Origin of the sequence: uncultured Sulfitobacter sp. (assembly GCF_947499945.1) — a bacterium.
Classification (GTDB): Bacteria; Pseudomonadota; Alphaproteobacteria; order Rhodobacterales; family Rhodobacteraceae; genus Sulfitobacter.
The window spans coordinates 122798-144081 of sequence record NZ_CANMQD010000003.1 but is presented as its reverse complement, the minus strand read 5'-3'; the positions used below and the strand labels follow the sequence as shown (position 1 = coordinate 144081).

Here is a 21284-nt window from a genome sequence, read left to right as displayed (position 1 = left end):
CGCCGACCTATGCAATCTCATTGCCCTAACCCACGCGCATCTGGCAAGTGTTTTTTCAGCGCTACCCGCCTAACCCTTGTGCAGCACACAAGACATGCAGGCCCTTTGAGAACCTGCGTGTCGCAACAGATGGCACTTCCTCCGAGCGGCTCATGATGCCTACGGCCCCTCGGGTCGCCGTCATATCAAGGGGCAGCGCCACAAGATGGCCCTGCGCGAGGTCATTGGCGACCACGCCTGCGCTGATGATCCAAACCGTATCGCGGTCCGTCATCAACGCCGTGCGCCCAAAAACGGGCGATGCGGTCTCGATCCTGTTTGCAAAGAGCGGCACCCCTTTGGCAATCAGCATGCGGGCGACCAGAGGGCGGATCGCGGATTCCTTTGGCGGATACAGCACGCGGTACGCATTGAGGGCGGCAAAGTCACAGATGCCCCGCGCCGGACTGTCGGGGCGTGCGACGGCCACAACTTCTTCAGTATAAAGCTGCTGAAAGCTCAGGCCTACCATCGTATCGGGCATGCCCAGTCGCCCCACCACCAGATCAAGGCCCCCACTGCGCAAACGCGCGGTCAGATCGTGATGCGGGCCTTCATGTATCTCGATTTGGGTGTCGGGGCTCTCAACCATAAATGCCATGACTGCCTCGGGCAAGAGGGCGGAGGCGACGCTGGGAAGTGCGCCAATCCTGAGCTGCCCCGCCGCGATGCCTGATGCGCGGATGCTGCGCAATCCGTGACGCAGGGCGGCGGTGCTCTGCTCAGCAAATTGCAAAAATACTTCCCCTTCCGGCGTTAGACGCACCCCGGCGCGGCTGCGCTCCAGCACGGCAACGCCAAGGATCTCCTCCAGCTCTTTAAGCGTTTTGGAAATTGCAGGCTGGGTCAGGTTCAACTGCTCTGCCGCGATTTTGAAACTATGGGCGCGGGCGATGGCGCTAAAAGCGTCCAGATGGCGGAACTTGATCCTGCGGTCCACTTACTTTCCTTTTTAGATAACTATCTGGTCCATTACCTCACTTTTAATGCCAATACAAACATGCCAGAGTTCGATCATGCCAAAGGGGACACCATGAAAACACAAGTCGCAATCATCGGAGGTGGGCCATCGGGCCTGTTGCTCGCTCAGCTTTTGCACACCCGCGGCATTGAAAGTGTCGTGTTGGAGCGTAAGACCAAGGATTATGTGTTGGGCCGCATCCGTGCGGGTGTGCTGGAACAAGGGCTTGTTAGCCTGATGGAAGAAGCGGGCTGCGCCGAGCGCTTGCATGCCGAGGGGATGCCCCATGACGGCACGTTGATATCCTACGGCGATGAGATGTTCCGCGTCGATTTCACCGAGCATACGGGCAAGCCTGTCATGGTGTACGGCCAGACTGAAGTAACCCGCGACCTCTATGCCGCGCGTGAGGCCCACGGCGGCAAGATCGAGTTCAACGTCGAGGATGTGGTGATCCACGGGGCCGATACGGACACGCCCCACGTCTATTACACGGTCGACGGTCAGGCCCAGCGCCTTGATTGCGATTTTGTTGCAGGTTGTGACGGATTTCACGGCGTAAGCCGTCAGACGATCCCCCTTGATGTGCGCAAGGAGTACGAGAAGGTCTACCCCTTTGGCTGGCTTGGCATCCTCTCCGAGACACCGCCCGTCAATCACGAGCTGATCTATGCCAACTCGCCGCGCGGCTTCGCCTTGTGCTCCATGCGCAATGACAACCTCAGCCGCTATTACATCCAGTGCTCGCTCAGCGACAAGCCAGAGGATTGGACAGATGAGGCATTCTGGCAAGAACTCAAGCGCCGTATTCCCAAAGATCAGGCTGACAAACTGGTGACAGGCCCCAGCATCGAAAAATCCATCGCGCCCTTGCGGTCATTTGTGACAGAGCCGATGCGCTGGGGCCGCTTGTTCTTGTGTGGTGATGCGGCCCATATCGTGCCACCTACAGGGGCGAAGGGGCTGAACACTGCCGCCTCTGATGTGCATTACCTGTACAACGGGCTGAGCGATTTTTATGAGAACGACAGCACCGACGGCATCGACACCTATTCAGCTAAGGCACTCGCGCGGGTGTGGAAAGCAGAGCGGTTCAGCTGGTGGTTCTCCTCGCTGATGCACACCTATCCCGATCAATCAGCGTTCGACCTGAAAATGCAGGTCGCCGAAATTGAGTTCCTGCGCTCCAACAAGGCAGCGCAACAGGCGATGGCGGAAAACTACGTCGGCTTGCCCTACTGAAGGATAAAGCACCATGAGCACACGATTTGAACAGGGCATGACCACCCGCCGCGCCGTTTTGGGCGATGACCATGTGGACCGCGCGGAGGCGAACAAGTCCGCCTTTGATGAACCGTTCCAGAGCATGATCACAGAAGGGGCTTGGGGTACGCTGTGGTCCGATGACAGCATCGCGCACCGCGAACGTTCCATGCTGACGCTGGCGCTACTGGCGGCGACGGGCAACTTTGAAGAAATCCCGATGCACATCCGCGCCACAGCCAACACAGGTGCCAGCCCGCAAGACGTGCTGCAAGCCTTTATGCACGTGGCGGTCTATGCGGGGGTTCCAAAAGCCAACCATGCGATTAAGCTGGCCAAGCAGACCTATGCAGAGATGGGAGTAACCCTATGAGCACCACCCCTCCCAAGACGGGCGGATTCATCCCGCGTGACCGCGTATGGCAGCCCGATGCGCTGACGCCGCCCTATAAGACCAGCATCAAGCGCAGCCCGCAGGCGGCGTTGCTGTCCTTCCCCTCCACCTTGAGCGAGGAGACATCACCTGTCTTTGGTCACAACCTCATCGGTAAGCTCGATAACGATCTGATCCACAACTACGCGAAGGATGGCGAGAGTGCGATCGGCCCACGTATCATCGTTCATGGCCGCGTGCTGGACGAAAACGGGCGCGGTGTCGCTGGTGCGCTGCTAGAGTTTTGGCAGGCCAACGCGGGCGGACGGTATCGTCACAAAAAAGAGAGCTACCTCGCCCCACTCGATCCCAATTTTGGCGGCTGCGGGCGGACGATCACGGGCGAGGACGGCTCTTACGAGTTCGCCACCATCATGCCCGGCCCCTACCCTTGGCCCAATGGCATGAACGACTGGCGCCCTGCGCATATCCACTTTTCGATCTTCGGCCACGGCTTTGCCCAGCGCCTGATCACCCAAATGTATTTCGAGGGCGATCCGCATATCAAGCTGTGCCCCATCGTCGGCATCCTCAAGACCCAAGAGGCGATTGATGCGCTCACCGCCCCGCTCGACATGAACCGCACCGTCCCAATGGACAGCCGCGCGTTCAAATTCGACATGGTGATCCGTGGCCGCCGCCAGACATACTTCGAGAACCGCAAGGAGGGCCTTTAACAATGGTACAAAAGATGGATTACTTGCGCGAAAGCCCGAGCCAAACTGCTGGCCCTTACGTCCATATTGGCTGCACGCCTAACTTCACGGGCCTCAATATGTATGGTGGCGACCTCGGTACATCCATGAAAACGGGGCCTGTTCAGGGGACCGAGATCACGATCAAAGGGACCGTGTTTGATGGCACTGGCACCCCGCTGCGCGACGCGATGATCGAGATATGGCAGCCTGACGCGGCGGGGTTGTTCCCGTCGGCTAATGAGACACGCGGCACGCCTGATCCCAACTTCACCGGCTGGGGCCGCTCGGCGGGTGATATGGACACTGGCGAGTTCACTTTTGAAACTGTCAAACCCGGTGCTGTCCCCTTCCCCGATGGCCGCATGCAAGCGCCCCACATCACCGCGTGGATCGTGGCACGCGGCATCAACATCGGCCTGCACAGCCGCATCTATTTCGCGGATGAGGAGCAGGCAAATGCCGCCGACCCGATCCTGACACGGATCGAGCATCAAAATCGCATCCCCACTTTGCTCGCGCAAAAGCAGGCAGACGGGACCTACCGCTTCGACATTCACCTGCAAGGGCCGAACGAGACGATCTTTTTCGACATCTGATCCAATCGCGCCAATTTGTAACCAAGAGCAGGAGACCGGACATGCAACATCTTACCATCGGTCTCAGACAGCGCGACGCAGCGTTGTCCGAAGTGGGGCATGTCATGATCGCGCCGTTCGGATCCGACGCCGCATTTCTGATCAATCCGCGGGGCGAAGTTGTGCACCGATGGAGCAACGACCTTGGGCTGACGCATTTTTGCTACCTGCTGCCTAATGGTAATCTCTTCTCGAATGAAGTCTGCGCAGCGCCCAAGGGTGTTCCCCTTACCACCAGCGGCATGATGCGCGAACGGGACCGAGATAGCACAATCGTTTGGGAGCATTGCGACCCCTACCAGCATCATGATGCTCGTCGCCTGCCGAATGGCGGCGCGATCTATATCGCCTATACCGATCCGAACCTAACCACCGATGCTAATTTCACTGGCGGCGTGCCAGACAGCCAACTGCCTGAAGGCATGTACGGCGAGTGTATTCGCGAAGTGAACGAAGTGGGTGAGGTTGTTTGGGAGTGGCACACAGACGCCCTGCCGCCTGCGTTGCGCCGCATGCACCGCAATGCGAACCGCTGGTCAGCGGGTCACCTCAACACGCTGCATCCGCTAGATGATGGTACGGTTCTGGTCTGTAGCAAGTCGCTCAACATGACCTTCCTGATTCAACGCGGCACAGGCGAGTTGCTGTGGCAATTTCAGAATGACGCGTTGGGCGGCCCGCATGACGCACAGCGCCTTGAGAACGGCAATGTCCTGATCTTTGCCAATGGCGTCTACGCCCCCGACCTGCATCACAGTCAGGTCTGGGAGATTGATCCCACCACCAACGAAGTGGTCTGGCGCTATCTGCAAAAAGACAACCCGATGCAGTTTTACTCGCCTCACATCGGCGGGTGTCAGCGCCTTGCGGGGGGCAATACGCTGATCTGTGAAGGCGCACAGGGTAACCTGTTCGAAGTGACGCCCGAGGGGCAAATCGTCTGGGACTATGTGAACCCCGTCAAAGGATACCACCCCAGATTTGGCCACATCAACTGGCTGTTTCGCATGCGCAGCTATGCCGCGACCGACACTGCCATTCAGGATTTGATATGAGGAAACCGATATGACCCAGCTTACCTATGCGATTACGGGCGTTGCCAGCGGGATCGGGGCCGAACTGGCGCGTATCCTCACGTCCCAAGGGCACCGTGTCATCGGTTTTGACATTACCGAGACTGAGGAGAATATTGCACGGTTCATCCCGCTCGACCTCAATGATGCCGACAGCATCGCGGCGGCTGCAAAGGCAGTGGATGAGCCGCTGGACGGGCTGTGTAACAATGCAGGCCTGCCGCCGCGTGACGGTTTGGAGGCGGCGATCTTGCAGGTTAATTTCCTTGGCACCCGTGCGTTTACCGATGCCATGCTGCCCCACATGCGCGATGGCGGTTCCCTCCTGCATATGGCGAGCCGCGCAGGCCACGGTTGGCGCGAAGGTGCGGCACAGGTCAAGCGGCTGGCCGCTCTGCGGCACCGCGACCAGTTGCCTGATTTCATTGCCACCGAGGGGATAGACGCCACGCGCTGTTATAACCTCACGAAAGAGGCGGTGATATTGTGGGCGGTCGCAGAGACCGAGGCCATGGTGAAACTTGGACTGCGTGTGAACACGCTCAGCCCGGGTGGGATATCGACGGGGATACTGGGGGATTTCCAAAAAGCATTCGGTGACAAAATGGCCAAGAACGTGGCCCGTGCAGGACGCCCCGGCACAGCAGAAGAGATCGCACAGATCGCGGCATTTGTGCTGTCGCCAGCGTCAAACTGGCTCAAAGGAGCGGATATCGCCATTGACGGCGGCATGGGGGCGTTTAACCAAGCAGACGCGATGGACCTCTCTGTGCTGCGCCTCTCGGGAGGCCAGACATGAAAACGCCGAGCCTCGATATCGACTTCTACTCCGACGCAGTCATCCTCGACCCCTATCCTGTCTACGCACAGCTGCGCGAGTTGGGACCTGTGGTGTACCTGCCCCAGCACGACATGTATGCGCTGGCCCGTTATGACGAGGTGAGCGAAGTGCTGCGCCAACCCTTGCGCTTTGTCAGCTCGCGCGGGGTCTCGCCTATCCAGAAGGTCAACGACATCCTTGTCGGCTCCACCCTCAACTCCGACCCGCCAGAGCACGATCGCACTCGCGCCGTCACATCCGAGCCGCTTCTACCCGGAGCACTCAAAGAGATCGAGCCGATGCTTGAGAAAGCTGCCAACGGTCTGATCGACACGCTCTGCCAACGCGGTGAGTTTGATGCTATTGCCGATTTTGCCCAATTCCTGCCCGTTACCATTGTGGCGGAGTTGGTAGGCCTGCCCGTGGACAGCGCACAAATGCTCAAATGGGCTTCGGCCACGTTCAACCTGTTCGGGACCGAGAATGCGCGCACAGATCAGGCTTTCAAAGACCTCACAAACCTGCGTGACTTCCTGCTCGAATATGGCCGCCCTGAAAAGCTCAAGGAAGGCGGTTGGGCCAAGCGTATTTTTGATGTTGGTGCGGAACGGGGTATCCCCTACAAGACCTGTGCGCAACTGATGCGCGATTATATCAACCCCTCGCTTGATACGACCATCTCAACAACGGGGCAGATTGTGAAGTTCTTTGCCGACCAACCCGACCAATGGGATTTGATCCGTGAGGATGCCAGTTTGATCCCCAATGCTGTCGAGGAGGCGGTACGCATGGCGACCCCCATCCGCGCCTTTACCCGCTATGCGATTGAGGACAGCGAGATTGCGGGCCATGCCATTCCGGCAGGCAAGCGGGTGATCGTAATTTATGCCTCTGCCAACCGCGATCATCGAAAGTTTCCCGATCCAGACCGCTTTGACGTGACACGCGACGTGCATGACCATCTGGGCTTTGGCCAAGGGGTGCATATGTGCATGGGCATGCATCTGGCGCGGCGCGAAATTATCCTGCTCATTGAGGCGCTGCGCCGCCGTGTGGAGCGGTTTGAGCTGACTGACGCCCCTGTGGTGGCAATGAACAATACCATTCGCGCCTATGCCAGCATGCCTGTGAAGGTCCATCTGGCCGCCGAGGTTTTGGTGGACGCGCCGAGTGATGAAGCCCCAGAAGATAACCCATGGCTCGACGTGACCGTGGCAAACCGCAGCGATGTGGCAACGGATATTATCGGGTTAAAGCTGACCAGCACGGATGGCAGCCCCCTGCCCGCTTATGCCGCTGGGGCGCATGTGGATGTCTATGTTAAATCGGGCCTCATCCGGCAGTATTCCCTGACGGGTGATCCTGCTGACCGCAGCAAATACCGCATCGGGGTGCTGCTTGATCCCAAATCGCGTGGCGGCTCCACTGCGATCCACACGGATTTCGAAGTAGGCCAGCAGATCAGGATTGGTCGCCCGCGCAACAACTTTCCGCTGGGCAATGCGGTGGCCCATACCATCCTGTTTGCAGGCGGGATTGGCGTGACGCCGATGCTGAACATGGCCTACGCGCTCGAGGCCGCAGGTGCGTCTTGGGAAATGCATTACTGTGGCCGCACGGCAGATCGACTGGCCTTCACCAATGAGATGGGACGCTTTGGGCACAAGGTCCAGATTCATATCGATAGTGGGCCGGACAATCAGAAAATGGATATTAACGCTGTTCTCGCCACTGCTGCGCCCGACCGCCATCTCTATGTTTGCGGCCCAAATGGATTTATGGATTTCATCGTAAACTCAGCCGTAACAAATGGGTGGGACACAAACACTGTGCATCTGGAGCGCTTTGGCGCCGAAGTGAATACCGATGGCGCGCCATTTACCGTGGTAGCCCAGAGGTCGGGCACAACATTCGAGGTCCACCCCGGCGAGACGATATCGCAAAAGCTGGAGGAGAATGGCATCCACGTCCAGGTCTCATGCCAGTCTGGCGTTTGCGGCACCTGCCTTACCTCTGTGACCGAGGGTATGCCTGATCACCGCGATCTGGTGCAAACTGATCTTGAAAAAGCATCAAACGCGCAAATTACCGTTTGCTGCTCGCGGTCGAAAACCAAACGGCTTGTCCTCGACCTGTGAACTGCTTGCCAAGGGCAGTTTGTTCCGCATGTTGGAATAGATCGGGCATCCCATTCCGTATGGATCAAATTCCGCGTCGAAGATGACAGATTAGGTGGAAGTTTTATTGACTCATCCAAACAAAGATTCCTAGGTTGTTCCACAGGGCGGATTGATGTTTCGCAAAATGTCATAACCGCCAGATCGGAATTGCCGCAACAGATGCAGGCAAGACTGGAAATCCTTGGGAGGAAATATGAACTATATCACTGCTTCAATCGCTGCACTTGGTCTATCGACAACGATGGTCATGGCGCAGGACTTCGAGCTGCCAAAGCAGCTGAGCTGGACGGCCTATGGCACAGGATCAGCTGGCTATAACCAATCAGTCGCCATCGGTGCTGCCCTTCAGGATGCCGCAGGTGTCAACCTGCGTGTACTGCCCGGCAAAAACGACATTTCGCGGACCGAGCCCCTTCGTCAGGGCCGCGTGCAATTCTCCGCTACAGGCGTCGGCGGCAGCTATATGGCGCAAGAAGGCGTGTTCGACTTTGGTGCCGAAAACTGGGGTCCACAGCCCATTCGCGTGCTGATGGCCAATAACGGTGGCGCGATCAACCTGTCGGTTGGTGTCGCGGGCGATCTCGGCATCGAGACCTACGCTGACCTCAAGGGCAAGCGCGTTGCCTATATCGTGGGCGCCCCTGCGCTTAACGTAAACACCGAGGCCTACCTTGCCTATGGAGGCCTCACATGGGACGATGTTGAGCGGGTTGATTTCGGCGGATTCGGTGCAAGCTGGACAGGTTTGATCGAAGGTCAGGTTGATGCGGCATTCGCGTCCACCAACTCCGGCAAAGCCTATGAGGCAGAAGCGGGTCCGCGGGGGCTGTTCTGGCCTCCGATTGATCCCGCAGACACAGAAGGCTTTGCGCGTCTGCAATCTGTCGCACCCTTCTTCCAGATCAACAAAGCGATGGTTGGTGCAACAATTGACGGCACCGACGGTTATCAGGGCGCTGGCTATGCCTATCCCGTTCTTACGGCAATGGCAGCAACGGAGGCCGATCTGGTCTACAACATGACCAAAGCGATGGTTGAGCTGTTCCCGAAGTATGACGGAAATTCCCCGGGTATTGGCGGCTGGTCCATCGACAAGCAGAACATGCAATGGGTTGTTCCCTACCATGAAGGTGCGATCCGCTATTACACCGAAGCAGGTGTATGGAGCGATGATGCACAGGCGCACAACGACGCCCTGATTGCCCGTCAGGCCGCCCTTGCTGCGGCATGGGAAGCGACTGTCGCTGCTGATCCAGAGGACTTTGAGGCCGCTTGGACCCAAGCGCGCCGCGATGCACTTGAAGCAGGCGGTTTCACCATCGTATTCTGATCTTTGCCATGACCATAAGACCGGCCAGCCTTTGCATTTGCTTATGGGTTGGCCGGTTTTCCCTGTCCTGCTACAGACATAGAGTGATCCCATGACCGATAAAGCCACTGCCGCCCTTGATGCCAAAGGCATCGAACAAGTCGCCATTGACGGTGAAACGCCTGCAGAGCGTTTGGCCGGGCCCGCGCGTTGGGTTGTGGTGATCGGTACGATTTTGTCGCTGGTTCTGGTGGTCAATCAACTCTTTAACATCCAGCTTTTCGGCATCGTTCTTATTGAAGGGCGCTACCTCTATCTGCTCGGCGGGATGTATCTCGCCTTGAGCTTCCTCATTTTCCAGCTGCGCGGTGGAAAGGGCGGTGTGCCCTCTCTGCTGGATTGGGCACTGTTTGCAGCCGCACTTGGATGCACGGCCTATCTGGTTCAAACGGCACAACAAAACCTTTCTTCTGGCTGGGAATATGCCGCGCCGCTGACGGCGCAATATGTCTCGGTTGTATTCTTCTTTCTCGTGCTTGAGGCCTGTCGGCGCGCAGGGGGCATGGTGCTCTTCTTTATCGTGCTGTTCTTTGCCTTCTATCCGACCTTTGCGGGAGTCGTCCCTGATCCGTTTTCGGGTTTCCAAAGCACGTTCATGCAGACGGTCCCCTATCATATCTATTCCGCCGAAAGTTCATTCGGCATTCCGATGAAAGCCTTTGGCGGTGTGGTTATCGGCTTCATCCTGTTTGGTGCGGTCTTACAACGCACAGGTGGCGGACAGTTCTTTAACGATCTGGCCCTTGGCATGGTCGGCGGCTACCGCGGTGGTGCGGCCAAAGTGTCGATCTTTGCCAGCGGCTTTATGGGGTCCATGTCGGGCTCGGTCATCTCAAACGTGCTGACCACCGGCGCTGTCTCCATCCCTGCCATGCGCAAGACGGGTTTTTCGGCAAAGACGGCTGCGGCGACCGAAGCATGCGCTTCCACTGGGGGCGTTTTGATGCCGCCGATCATGGGGGCCACCGCCTTTATCATGGCGTCTTTCCTGTCGCGCCCTTATGTCGAGATCGCACTTGCGGCAGCGATCCCAAGCATCCTTTTCTATTGGGGTCTGTTCACCGGTATTGACGCCTATTCGGCCAAGCGCGGATTAAAGGGTTTGCCCAAGCCCGACCTGCCGCGCCTCAAGGAAGTTATGATTGAGGGCTGGCCCTATGTCTTTGTCTTTGCGCTGCTCCTGTATATGATGATTGGCCTGCGGCAGGAATCCTCCGCGCCCTTTTACGCAACTGTACTTTTGCTGGTGGTAAACCAATTCCGTGCACGGTTTCGTCTAAACAAACAGCGCCTTGGCAATATGATTGTCGGCGTCGGTATGGGTCTGGCAGAACTGACTGCGATCCTGCTGGGTGTGGGTCTGATCGTCGGCTCCTTCTCGGCCACCGGCCTTGCTGGGACACTGGTGAATGAGCTGGTATTTATGGCGGGTGACAACACGCTTGTCCTGCTGGCTATGGGTGCGCTGACAGCGTTTATCTTTGGCATGGGGATGACAGTTACAGCCTGCTACATCTTCCTTGCCGTTGTACTGGCCCCTGCTCTTGAGGCGGGTGGTTTGAACCAGCTCGCAGTGCACCTCTTCATCCTTTATTGGGGCATGGTCAGCTTTATCACGCCGCCTGTGGCACTGGGTGCTTTTGCAGCCTCGACCATGGCGGGATCAAACCCGATTGCGACAGGCTTTGAGGCCATGCGCCTTGGCGGGGTGATCTATATCGCGCCCTTCTTCTTCGTGCTAAACCCTGCTCTTATCGGGCAGGCGCCTGCATGGGAAGTGACCGTGGCTCTGGCATCTGCGCTGGTCGGTGTGGCGGTCATCTCTTCTGCACTCCAAGGCTACATCAGCCTTATCGGACCGCTGGAGGGGGCCATGGCCTATCCCATGCGGATTGTGCTGTTCTTCGGTGGTGTGCTTATTGCCAAACCTGAAACGGCCCTTCTCCCCATGAGCTATCTTGGCTCCTTCGCTGCGGGGGCCGCGCTGTGTGCTGTGCCGTTTTATATGGCATGGCGGGCCAATCAAACCGATCCCCGAACAGCGTGAGCACCATGATCCCGATCAACCCGCCACAATCGGATACAGCACCGACAGAAACCATCATCGACCGGTTGCGTGAGAACGCTGCAACACATCCTCAGAAACTCGCTCTTGTGTGCGGGACGCAGCGGATCACGTGGGGCGCATTTGATGCACGCACCAATCAGGTCGCCAACCTGCTGCTGGATATAGGCCTCACCAAAGGGGACAATATCGCAATCCTCTCGGCCAACTCTGCCGCTTACGCCGAGCTTTTTATCGGCATCGTAAAGGCAGGCGGATGCGTCACCCCACTTTCCTCCATGGCGTCGTCGGAGGCATTGAAGAAAATGCTGGTGGATTGCGGGTCCAAGGCGATTTTTGCGGCAGGGCAATATGCGCCGTTGATTGAGGGGTTTGTCGCAAATCTGCCGTTGGAACGTTTCGCTATTGATTTCAAACGTGACGGCTTTGCCGACTATGAAACCGTTGTGAGCGCGGCCGCTGACACCGACCCGATGATCCCGCTTGAGATGTCGGACGCTTTCAATCTGATCTATTCCTCTGGCACCACCGGCACGCCCAAAGGCATACTGCACAACCATCAAATGCGCGCCGCCCAGATGGAGCGTGTCTCGCCCAATGGCTATGATGACAACGCCCGTACGCTTATCTCGACGCCGCTCTATTCAAACACAACGATTGTGTCGTTCATACCGACGCTCTTTGGTGGTTCTACGGTCCATCTGATGCCAAAATTCGACGCACGTGGATACCTCGAGATCGTACAATCCGAGGGGATCACACACACCATGCTCGTCCCCGTACAGTACAAACGGATCATGGATGTGCCTGACTTCGGCCAATTCGACCTATCCTCCATGCGGGTCAAATTCTCGACCTCTGCCCCGCTGCGTGCAGACGTAAAAGCAGATGTGCTTGAACGGTTTCCCGGCAAGCTCATTGAGTATTATGGCCTGACCGAAGGGGGCGGTGTGACTGTTTTGGTCGCTGACGAGCATCCGACAAAGCTGCACACGGTAGGCCAGTTGGCCCCCGGCAATGACATCCGCCTGATAGACGCGCAGGGAAATGAAGTGGCGCAGGGCGAAGTTGGCGAAATTTGCGGACGCGGACCTACGATGATGGCGGGTTACTTTGGCCGCGACGACCTCACAGCAGACTATATCTGGCAAAACGCCGAGGGTGAGGTCTACTTCCGCTCAGGCGATATGGGGTCGTTTGATGCGGACGGATTTCTGGTGCTGTCGGACCGAAAGAAGGACATGATCATCTCCGGCGGGCTCAACATCTTTGCCAATGACCTGGAGTTGGTGCTGCTTGACGATGCGGACGTTACCGACGCTGCCGTGATTGGCATCCCATCCGAGGCGTGGGGCGAGACGCCACTGGGGCTCGTGATGCTGCGCGATGGTGCCTCACGCACGGCCGATGATATCCTTGCCGCCGCCAATGCACGCCTTGGCAAAAGCCACCGCTTGTCTGCCGTTGAATTGCGCGACCACCTGCCCCGCAGCACCATCGGAAAAATCCTGAAAAAAGACCTGCGGGCACCATATTGGGAGAAAAAGACACCATGAGCAACGAGACTATGAACGGCGCAGAGAGCCTTGTAAAAACGCTTTTGGCAAACGGGGTCGAGGTCTGTTTCACCAATCCGGGCACCTCCGAGATGCATTTTGTAGCCGCCCTTGACCACATCCCCGGCATGCGCAGCATTCTGGCGCTACAAGAAGGCGTGGCGACAGGTGCAGCTGATGGATACTACCGCATGACGGGAAAACCCGCTTCTACATTACTGCACCTTGGTCCGGGTCTGGCGAATGGCCTGTCAAACCTGCACAACGCGAAAAAGGCAGGCTCTGGCGTCGTGAACATCATCGGCGAACATGCCTCGACACATATCGAACTTGATGCGCCGCTAACCTCTGATATCGAAGGGATCGCACGCCCCGTCTCGCATTGGGTGCATACATCGAAAACTGTGGAAACAGTAGGCTTGGATGCTGCTAAAGCAGTTCAAGCGGCGATGACAGCACCGGGTCAGATCGCTTCGCTTATCCTACCCTCTGATACAGCGTGGAACGAAGGCGGCACCGCGCACGGCGCGATTGATATACCTGCCCCAGCCCCCTTTGATGAGAGCCAGCTGGCGCAAGCAGCGAACGCGTTGGGCGGTCCCGAAACACTACTGCTGCTGGGCGGCACAGCGCTGACCGAGGCTAATCTGGAGATTGCCGGACGGATCGCTGCCAAAACAGGGTGCAAGATATTGTCCGAGTGGTCCAATGCGCGGCTTGAACGCGGTGCGGGGCGTGTGTTCATCGGGCGCGTTCCCTATCCGATTGATATCGCACTCAAGGTGTTGGAGCCTTTCAAGCGGATTGTGCTGATCGGTGCGCGTGCGCCGATAGGGTTTTTCGCATATCCAGACAAGCCTGCGATCCTGACGCGCGAGGGTGCCGAGATCACCACATTGGCGGCGGCAGATGCCGACCTCTCAGGCGCTTTGGCGGCACTCTGCGCAGCGACAAACGCCACCGAAACGCCCCCTGCCCATGTCGTCAAAGCTGAGCAACCGGAGCGACCCACCGGGCGCATCAACCTCGACAGCCTTGCCGCCCTGATTGCCCGCGCCATCCCCGAAGATGCCATTGTGGTGGACGAATCTGTCACTTCAGGACGTGCGTTTTCTCCCGCAACCAGGGCGGCACGCAGGCATACGTGGCTCAACAACTGTGGCGGCTCGATCGGATATGGCATGCCCGCCGCGATCGGTGCAGCAGTCGCCTGTCCTGACCGCAAAGTTATGTGTATGACGGGCGATGGCTCTGCCATGTACACGGTGCAATCGCTCTGGACGATGGCACGAGAGAAGCTGGATATCACAGTGCTGATCTTCGCCAACCGGAGCTATCAAATCCTGCGCGGCGAGTTGACTAATGTGGGTGTCCAGAATGCAGGTCCACGTGCAATGGATATGCTCAGCCTTGAGCGGCCAACGCTGGATTGGGTGCAAATGGCCCAGTCGATGGGCGTCATCGCCAGCCGAGTGAGCGAATGTGAAGAACTGGAAGCCGCCCTTGAGGACGGCCTAAGCAGCGGCGGACCAAACCTCATCGAGATTGTATTGTGATGCAGACGGGTTAGACATCTTTGCGTTCAGCGCGTAGCTGTCAGATCAATGACAGCGCCCAATGTGCGCGGACAATAAACCGAGTTTACATGGCCCAGACCCTTAAAAACCTGCCGCAGATACAATCGCTCCTGACGATGCCCGCCATCGCAGCGCTGGTCGCACAATATAGCCACGCCGAGATAGTAGAGGCTCTGCGCAAGATCATCCAAGACCTGCGCAGCACCTTACTGGCAGACGCCACCGTCCCGCTCCCTGACTTCGACAGCGCTGAATTTGCGGCGCAGATCGCTGTTGCCGTCGAAGCAAGGCGTGCGCCCTCGCTGGTACCTGTGATCAATGCAACGGGGATCATCATTCACACCAATCTCGCCCGCGCACGGCTTGCGCCGCAAGCGTTGCAGGCGATCACCACCACGGCGCAATCGCCCAGCAATCTGGAGCTCGACCTCGCCACGGGCAAGCGCGGATCACGCCACAGCCATGTGGAAAAGCTGATTTGCGATCTAACAGGAGCCGAGGCAGCGGTGGTTGTGAATAACTGTGCCGCTGCTGTATTGCTGAGCCTGATGGCAACTGCCGCGGGGCGTAATGTGGTCGCCTCGCGGGGCGAGTTGATAGAAATTGGCGGCTCTTTCCGCTTGCCTGATGTGATTGCGCAAAGCGGGGCCACCTTGCGCGAAGTTGGAGCGACAAACAAAACGCGGGTGGGCGATTACGCAGATGCCATTGACGGCGATACGGCGGTCTTGCTCAAAAGCCATACCAGCAATTTCAAGATCATCGGATTCACCTCCGCGCCAGACCGCCGCGACCTTGCCAAACTGGCGCGCGACAGGGACGTAATTTTGATGGAGGACCTCGGAAGTGGTGTGCTGATTGACCTCGCACCCTACGGCTTGGGGGACGAGCCTGTGGTGGCCGATATCCTCAAAAGCGGTGTCGATCTAGTGATGTTTTCGGGCGATAAACTGCTCGGTGGTCCGCAGGCGGGGATCATCGCAGGGCGGCGCGATATTGTTGCCAGCCTCAAGGCGCATCCTCTCATGCGAGCGGTACGAATTGACAAACTGTCGCTGGCTGCACTGGAGGCGACATTGCGCCTCTACCGCCCTCCCTTTGATCCGATCACGGACGTGCCAGTGCTCGCCATGGTCGCGCAGAGCGCGGATGTGGTCGAGCGCCGCGCATATGCTCTTGCCCATGCGCTCAAGGAATTGGGAATGCAAAACGTCAGCGTCGCGCAGAGCATATCATACGTTGGCGCAGGCTCGCTGCCGCAACAGGATTTGATGAGCTTTGCCGTCGCGGTTCAATCGCCTGATCTGACAGCGGAGGCGCTGATGGCGCAGCTGCGCAAGAGCACCCCGCCCGTGATCGCGCGGATAGAGCGGGAGCATGTGATGCTCGACGTGCGCACGGTGAGCGATTGGGACGTCGCCATACTCACCGCAGCGTTCAAACGCATTCTGACGCAATGACAGGTGCCTGCATCGTTGTGATCGGCCATGTGGATCATGGCAAGACGGCTTTGGTACATGCCCTCACTGGGATGGATACAGACAGGCTAACGGAGGAAAAACAGCGCGGCCTGTCGATCACAGCGGGCTATGCGCACCGCAATTATGCCTCTGGTATGCTTGACTTGATCGACGCCCCGGGCCATGCCGATTTCATCCCCGCGATGGTTGCAGGGGCCACGGGCGCGCGAGCAGTGCTGATCGTAATTTCCGCCCATGAGGGGATTGGCGCACAAACGCTGGAGCATCTGCGCATTGCAGAGCTTTTGGGCATCAGGGCCGGCGTGATTGCGCTGACGAAATCCGACCTGCTTGATCCTGTGCAGCATGATGCGCGCTGTGCCGCCATCCTGAATGACCTGACGGATACCGCCTATGCTGGGCTTCGCTTGGTCATCTGCTCGGCACAGACGGGGGCAGGAATTGAAACGCTGCACGCGGCATTGGAAGAAGTTGTAACTTCGACGGACGCGGCCACCGGGCCACTTCATAGCTTCCTGCCCATTGATCGCGCCTTTACCCTCGAGGGGCGCGGTACAATCGTGACGGGCACCCTGCAGGGACAGGATTTGACCCTTGATCGGGATCTCGCGCTGCTCCCTCAGGGCCAGCAGGTTCGCTTACGGGGATTACAAAGTCGCGGGGCGCCGCGCGAGATCGTTCGCGCAGGCGAGCGGACAGCCGCCAATCTGCGCGGTATCGCGGTGGATGAGGTCATTCGTGGATCTGTGCTTTGCGAGATCGGGGCCGCCGCCCCCTCGACCTGTATTGATGTGGCGGTCGAGGTCTTGCCAGATGCCAGACACCCCCTGAAGCACAATCAGGATATTCGCGTGCTGTTCGGCACCTCAATCGAAGTCGCCAATCTGCGCCTGTTCGGGGGCGGACAGATGGCGGCGGGCAGCAGAGGCTTTGCGCAGCTTCGGTTCAAAACTCCCGTTGTCGGGTTTGCAGGACAGCGGGCTATTCTACGCCGGCTCTCGCCCGCAGCGACAATTGGCGGCGCGGTCTTCCTTGATCCACAAAGCACTCCGGCCCGTGCCAGTGACACCGACCGCTTGCAGGTTTTGCAAGCCTCCCAAGACGGTGATGTCAAGGCTATCGCCGAGGCACTGAGCAAGGCGCTGGGAGGGCTCGCAAAACAAAGCGATGTCGCGCGTCTGTCTCGGATTTCACCGCATGCAGTCGAAGATCGCTTAGGCCACAGTTTTACACAGATTGGCCCTTCGCTCTTTGCGAAGCAGACCACAATCGAGGCGTGCGCCTCGGACATTCTGGTCAAGCTTGCGACTTATCATAGCCAAAATCCGTTGCACATAGCTGCAACGCGCCCCGCCCTGCAGGATCACAAAATCTCTACGGCCCTGTTTGCACATGTGATAGACCTTGTGGAGGAGCGTGGCGACATCCGGTTGCACGGCCAACGCATAGCCTTATGCGATCATTACCCCCTGAACCTACTTACTGCCACGCAACAATCGACACTCGCAGCGATTGAGACAGAAGTTCTAAACTTTGCACTGACTCCCCCTGCCCCTGCCGATCTGGCACGCACCCCGAATGAGTACGACCTGCTTCAATTGTCCATTGATCTGGGGCGTCTGGTGGAACTCCCTAATGTTGCTCTCGGCCAGATGCTGCTTCTCCATGCAGAGACTTTGACGGCAGCGGCCCAAACCCTGCGCGATGCCTTTCCATTGGCACAGCTGTTCACCACAAGCGAGGCGCGGGTCGCACTCGGCACCAGCCGCCGTGTCATTGTTCCTGTGCTTGAGTTTTTCGACGCGCAGGGCGTGACCGCCCGCACGGGAAACACGCGCCACATGGCTTCCCCGATTTCGGTTCCCCCTTCGCCCTCTCCTTGATAGCGTTAAATTATTCGGAGGTGACTGGAGTCTGGTGGCTTCCCTGGTCTTCAAAACCATGGACGCGCTGTTGAGGCGTGTGGTGGGTTCGATTCCCATCCACCTCCGCCAGATGAAAAATGCCGATGCTTGTGCTGGACATTGAGGCCCGTTTCTCCGCACACTGGTTTTGTATCACGGGGGATAAAAATGAGCAGAGCACAACCAGATTTCTTGCTGAATGATTTGGCCGATCAAGAACGCCGGTTACCCGTTGATCAAATGAGCCTGATCTGTTTTGTGAAAGAGGATTGCGAGACGTGCAACACCGCCGCGCCTGTCTTGGAAGCGTTGCACAATGCCTACGGCGACAAGCTCAAAGTTCTGCTCATTGCGCAATCGGGCGAGGCGAACGCAGTTTTTGCTGCACGCCATAATCTGTCGATGCCTGTGCTCGATGACAGTGCGTGCAAGACGGCATTCGAGTGGGACATCGAGAGTGTTCCATCCGTCTTTCTGATCCAGAAGGACGGCAGCGTGTCGACAAAATTCGAAGGGTTCATCCGCAGTGACTGGGAAGCGCTCAGCGCCGAGTTGAGCAGCCTAACCACCCTGCCTGCTGCGCAGATCGACTGGAGCAGCCTGCCTGCATGGCGACCGGGGTGCGGCTCCAAGCACCTTGATCCCACGGTCTATGACAAGTTGCGCGCAGAAGCAGAAGGCAGCCCGATCCGTGCACGCCGCATCGAAGTTGGCGACAGCGATGATGTGGCCGAATTCATGTTCGATCAGGGTTTCTCGGACGGCTTGCCCCTTGTGGCGCCCACGCCAGAGCGGGTGATGCGGATGCTGTCCGGCACACACCGCGACCCACAAGAAGTGATTGCCATAGTCCCGCCAAACATGGGCGAAGCCACCGTTGAGAAGATCGCGATTAACGCTGTGATGGCAGGATGCAAGCCAGAGTATCTACCCGTGGTTATCGCCGCAGTGGAAGCCGTGTGCACGGATGAGTTCAACATCCACGGCGTCACAGCGACGACCATGGGTGCGGCCCCCGTGATGATTGTGAATGGCCCCATCCGTGAGAAAATCGGGATGAACGCAGGCCTCGGTGCTTTAGGTGCGGGGAACCGCGCCAATGCCACCATTGGTCGCGCCTTACGCCTTGTGGTGCGCAACGTAGGCGGGGCTGCAACAGGCGGGGTTGAGCGCTCTTGCCTTGGCAATCCGATGAAATTTACCATGTGTTTTGCCGAGCATGAGGAACGATCCCCTTGGGCGCCGCTGCATGTCGAACGGGGATTCGAGCCTGAGGATTCCGTTGTCACGATCTTTGCCATGACAGGTGGACCTGTGCATATCGTGGACCAGACCTCGCGCGCGCCCGATCAAATCGCAGGGTCGCTGGGCCTCGGGCTTGAAGGCGTGTTCCTGCCCAAACTGCGCAACCTGCCCGTCGATGCCCTGCTGGTGGTTTGCCCTGAACATATCGACACCCTCATGCGCGAGGGGGAGTATTCCAAAGAGCGTCTGCGCGACCGCATACAGGAGGCCACGATGCGACCCCTGTCGGATATGGTGCAGGATGCTGTCTCGGGCGCAGGCATCCCGCCCGAGACAGCCGCGAAAATGGGCGCTTCGGCTTTATCCAAGCAGGTGCCGAAATTCGCAGGAAAAGAGTTTATCCACATCGTTGTGGCGGGATCGGACGCGGGCAAATTCTCGTCCGCCTTCCACGGGTGGGCCACGGGCGAAGTCGGCTCAATCGCTGTTTCAAGAAAAATCGATATGGGCTAAGCTGCCCCCAGAGGAGGAGCTATATGACAACAATTCTCGACCCCACGGACGAGCGAAAACCCGTCGAGCGGCAAATCACGCCGCGCAGCGGCAGCCTGTCGGGTGTCATCGGCCTGTTGGATATCAGCAAACCGCGCGGCAATGTCTTTTTGGACGAGCTTGAGGTTTTGCTGGCCGAGGCAGCCCCTGACGTAAGTGTGCGCCGCTATATGAAGCCCACATTCGCCAAGCCCTGCCCTGACGCCTTGCGTCATCAGATGCGCGACGAATGCAGCTTTGTCATTGAAGCACTGGCCGACTGAGGATCTTGTACGACGTGCAGTATGCACGACAATTTCTGGTTTGAAACCCAGGGGATCCCCGCCCTCGCCATCGCTTCAAGCGAGTTCGGCCAAGCCGCCATCGCGCAACGCAGCGCATTGGGTATGAACGACGCACGCTATCTTTTGGTACCGCATCCGATACAGGATGCAACCGACGACGAAATGCGCGCCAAGGCGAAAGCCGCACTGGCGCAGATCATTGCGGCGCTGACGGAAAACTAGGCGTCCACAAAATGCGGCGTAGCGGCCTGATCAGTCGCTGCGCCGCTTACTTATTTTAGAGCTTCATGCCGCCCATCTCGGCCACACCCACAAAACTGCGATTCCACGTAGGACTGATGAGCACTTCGTTGATGCAGACATGGGGCGGCGCTTCGGCGATATAGCGCACCATTGAACCAAGATCATCCGCTTGCAGCATCTTAGCGATATCCTCGGCGGAGGGCGGTTTTGGACGATGCTGCATGATTGGTGTGGCCACTTCGCCTGGCATCAGCGCCGTACATCGGATGCCGTTCACACCTTCGTCTTGATTGATCGAATGGCTAAGGGCGACAACGGCGTGTTTGGACGCGCTATAGGCTGGCCCTGTAAGGCGCGAAGGATGCCGCCCCGCCCATGAGGACGTGAGGATCAGCGTGCCTGTCCCCTTCTCCCGCATCTGCGGTAGGACGGCCAGAACACCGTTCATCACGCCATTGAGGTTGATATCAACAACCCGTGCAAAATCCATCGGAGTGATGGCGTTAACGGCACGGTTCGGCACGTTAATCCCCGCATTGGCCATAAAAATGTCGACTCCACCCAGCCGCGTGAACAGATCATCGGCAATGGCTTGGGTGGCCTTTGCATCCACTACATCAAGCGGGGCTGCCTCCGCTTGCCCGCCCCCGGCCTTGATCGTGGCGACCACACGGGCCAACTCCTCCGCGCGACGGCCTGACAGCACGACATGCGCACCCGCCTGTGCCAATGCAATGGCCGATGCCTCCCCGATACCGCCCCCCGCGCCCGTAACCCAAGCAATTTTTCCACTAAGCGTTCCCATAATCTTCTCCCCTTATGACGAATGCATTTCAGACAAGAAGTTCACATAAAAACGGCTGTGTCTATGCAAGGCCACAGAATAAACAGGCCGCTTTTTTTGCT

17 protein-coding genes and 1 tRNA gene are annotated in these 21284 nt (G+C 58.1%); 16 read left to right on the top strand and 2 right to left on the bottom strand.

The window, feature by feature from the left end; genetic code table 11:
• Window positions 1-61 precede the first annotated feature (61 nt).
• Window positions 62-979, bottom strand: coding sequence for a pca operon transcription factor PcaQ (gene pcaQ / locus Q0775_RS14205; protein ID WP_298862148.1), 918 nt, complete (start codon window positions 977-979; stop codon window positions 62-64).
• 93 nt (window positions 980-1072) lie between these two features.
• Here pcaQ and pobA point away from each other — a divergent pair, with 93 nt between their 5' ends.
• The 16 genes from pobA to Q0775_RS14125 all read left to right on the top strand — a co-directional run bounded on the left by pobA (window position 1073) and on the right by Q0775_RS14125 (window position 20357).
• Window positions 1073-2242, top strand: coding sequence for a 4-hydroxybenzoate 3-monooxygenase (pobA, locus tag Q0775_RS14200; RefSeq protein WP_298862146.1), 1170 nt, complete (start codon window positions 1073-1075; stop codon window positions 2240-2242).
• 13 nt (window positions 2243-2255) lie between these two features.
• Window positions 2256-2636, top strand: coding sequence for a 4-carboxymuconolactone decarboxylase (pcaC, locus tag Q0775_RS14195; RefSeq protein WP_298862145.1), 381 nt, complete (start codon window positions 2256-2258; stop codon window positions 2634-2636).
• Window positions 2633-3373: a protocatechuate 3,4-dioxygenase subunit beta gene (pcaH, locus tag Q0775_RS14190; RefSeq protein WP_298862141.1), complete on the top strand. Its 741-nt coding sequence runs from the start codon at window positions 2633-2635 to the stop codon at window positions 3371-3373. The genes pcaC and pcaH overlap by 4 nt, the downstream gene beginning before the upstream one ends.
• Before the next feature lie 2 nt (window positions 3374-3375).
• Window positions 3376-3990, top strand: coding sequence for a protocatechuate 3,4-dioxygenase subunit alpha (pcaG, locus tag Q0775_RS14185; protein WP_298862139.1), 615 nt, complete (start codon window positions 3376-3378; stop codon window positions 3988-3990).
• A gap of 41 nt (window positions 3991-4031) precedes the next feature.
• A complete protein-coding gene (locus Q0775_RS14180) occupies window positions 4032-5084 on the top strand; it encodes an arylsulfotransferase family protein (RefSeq protein ID WP_298862137.1) in 1053 nt (350 codons plus the stop codon).
• A 10-nt stretch (window positions 5085-5094) separates the two neighbouring features.
• Window positions 5095-5901, top strand: a complete 807-nt coding sequence (locus Q0775_RS14175) for an SDR family oxidoreductase (protein WP_298862135.1) — start codon at window positions 5095-5097, stop codon at window positions 5899-5901.
• Complete coding sequence (locus tag Q0775_RS14170; RefSeq protein ID WP_298862133.1) at window positions 5898-8060, top strand: cytochrome P450/oxidoreductase; 2163 nt, start codon at window positions 5898-5900, stop codon at window positions 8058-8060. Before Q0775_RS14175 ends, Q0775_RS14170 begins: the two co-directional genes overlap by 4 nt.
• Before the next feature lie 235 nt (window positions 8061-8295).
• Window positions 8296-9432 (top strand): TAXI family TRAP transporter solute-binding subunit, encoded by a 1137-nt coding sequence (locus Q0775_RS14165; protein ID WP_298862131.1) that lies wholly within the window; start codon window positions 8296-8298, stop codon window positions 9430-9432.
• Window positions 9433-9523: 91 nt separating this feature from the next.
• Entirely contained in the window at window positions 9524-11518 is a 1995-nt protein-coding gene (locus tag Q0775_RS14160; RefSeq protein WP_298862129.1) for a TRAP transporter fused permease subunit, read from the top strand.
• Window positions 11519-11523: 5 nt separating this feature from the next.
• Window positions 11524-13092 (top strand): class I adenylate-forming enzyme family protein, encoded by a 1569-nt coding sequence (locus Q0775_RS14155; RefSeq protein ID WP_298862128.1) that lies wholly within the window; start codon window positions 11524-11526, stop codon window positions 13090-13092.
• Complete coding sequence (locus Q0775_RS14150; RefSeq protein WP_298862125.1) at window positions 13089-14648, top strand: acetolactate synthase large subunit; 1560 nt, start codon at window positions 13089-13091, stop codon at window positions 14646-14648. The genes Q0775_RS14155 and Q0775_RS14150 overlap by 4 nt, the downstream gene beginning before the upstream one ends.
• 89 nt (window positions 14649-14737) lie before the next feature.
• Window positions 14738-16129: an L-seryl-tRNA(Sec) selenium transferase gene (selA, locus tag Q0775_RS14145; RefSeq protein ID WP_298862124.1), complete on the top strand. Its 1392-nt coding sequence runs from the start codon at window positions 14738-14740 to the stop codon at window positions 16127-16129.
• The gene (gene selB, locus Q0775_RS14140; protein WP_298862122.1) at window positions 16126-18033 is read left to right on the top strand and encodes a selenocysteine-specific translation elongation factor; all 1908 of its coding nucleotides are present in this window, start codon (window positions 16126-16128) and stop codon (window positions 18031-18033) included. The genes selA and selB overlap by 4 nt, the downstream gene beginning before the upstream one ends.
• A 16-nt stretch (window positions 18034-18049) precedes the next feature.
• Window positions 18050-18144, top strand: a tRNA-Sec gene (locus tag Q0775_RS14135).
• Window positions 18145-18222: 78 nt separating this feature from the next.
• Window positions 18223-19812 (top strand): TlpA disulfide reductase family protein, encoded by a 1590-nt coding sequence (locus Q0775_RS14130; protein ID WP_298862119.1) that lies wholly within the window; start codon window positions 18223-18225, stop codon window positions 19810-19812.
• A gap of 23 nt (window positions 19813-19835) precedes the next feature.
• Complete coding sequence (locus tag Q0775_RS14125) at window positions 19836-20357, top strand: UGSC family (seleno)protein (protein ID WP_298862117.1); 522 nt, start codon at window positions 19836-19838, stop codon at window positions 20355-20357.
• A 55-nt stretch (window positions 20358-20412) separates the two neighbouring features.
• On the opposite strand, the gene Q0775_RS14120 is transcribed toward Q0775_RS14125, so the two are convergent.
• Window positions 20413-21183 (bottom strand): SDR family oxidoreductase, encoded by a 771-nt coding sequence (locus tag Q0775_RS14120; RefSeq protein WP_298862114.1) that lies wholly within the window; start codon window positions 21181-21183, stop codon window positions 20413-20415.
• Between the last annotated feature and the right edge of the window lie 101 nt (window positions 21184-21284).

Excerpts from the sequence above, each read along its gene's own strand:
- Q0775_RS14165 (WP_298862131.1), top strand. The coding sequence starts at position 8,296 with ATGAACTATATCACTGCTTCAATCGCTGCACTTGGTCTATCGACAACG.
- selB (WP_298862122.1), top strand. The coding sequence starts at position 16,126 with ATGACAGGTGCCTGCATCGTTGTGATCGGCCATGTGGATCATGGCAAG.
- Q0775_RS14180 (WP_298862137.1), top strand. The coding sequence starts at position 4,032 with ATGCAACATCTTACCATCGGTCTCAGACAGCGCGACGCAGCGTTGTCC.
- pcaH (WP_298862141.1), top strand. The coding sequence starts at position 2,633 with ATGAGCACCACCCCTCCCAAGACGGGCGGATTCATCCCGCGTGACCGC.
- Q0775_RS14150 (WP_298862125.1), top strand. The coding sequence starts at position 13,089 with ATGAGCAACGAGACTATGAACGGCGCAGAGAGCCTTGTAAAAACGCTT.
- Q0775_RS14120 (WP_298862114.1), bottom strand. The coding sequence starts at position 21,183 with ATGGGAACGCTTAGTGGAAAAATTGCTTGGGTTACGGGCGCGGGGGGC.
- Q0775_RS14160 (WP_298862129.1), top strand. The coding sequence starts at position 9,524 with ATGACCGATAAAGCCACTGCCGCCCTTGATGCCAAAGGCATCGAACAA.
- Q0775_RS14155 (WP_298862128.1), top strand. The coding sequence starts at position 11,524 with ATGATCCCGATCAACCCGCCACAATCGGATACAGCACCGACAGAAACC.
- pobA (WP_298862146.1), top strand. The coding sequence starts at position 1,073 with ATGAAAACACAAGTCGCAATCATCGGAGGTGGGCCATCGGGCCTGTTG.
- selA (WP_298862124.1), top strand. The coding sequence starts at position 14,738 with ATGGCCCAGACCCTTAAAAACCTGCCGCAGATACAATCGCTCCTGACG.
- Q0775_RS14170 (WP_298862133.1), top strand. The coding sequence starts at position 5,898 with ATGAAAACGCCGAGCCTCGATATCGACTTCTACTCCGACGCAGTCATC.
- Q0775_RS14175 (WP_298862135.1), top strand. The coding sequence starts at position 5,095 with ATGACCCAGCTTACCTATGCGATTACGGGCGTTGCCAGCGGGATCGGG.
- Q0775_RS14130 (WP_298862119.1), top strand. The coding sequence starts at position 18,223 with ATGAGCAGAGCACAACCAGATTTCTTGCTGAATGATTTGGCCGATCAA.
- pcaC (WP_298862145.1), top strand. The coding sequence starts at position 2,256 with ATGAGCACACGATTTGAACAGGGCATGACCACCCGCCGCGCCGTTTTG.
- pcaG (WP_298862139.1), top strand. The coding sequence starts at position 3,376 with ATGGTACAAAAGATGGATTACTTGCGCGAAAGCCCGAGCCAAACTGCT.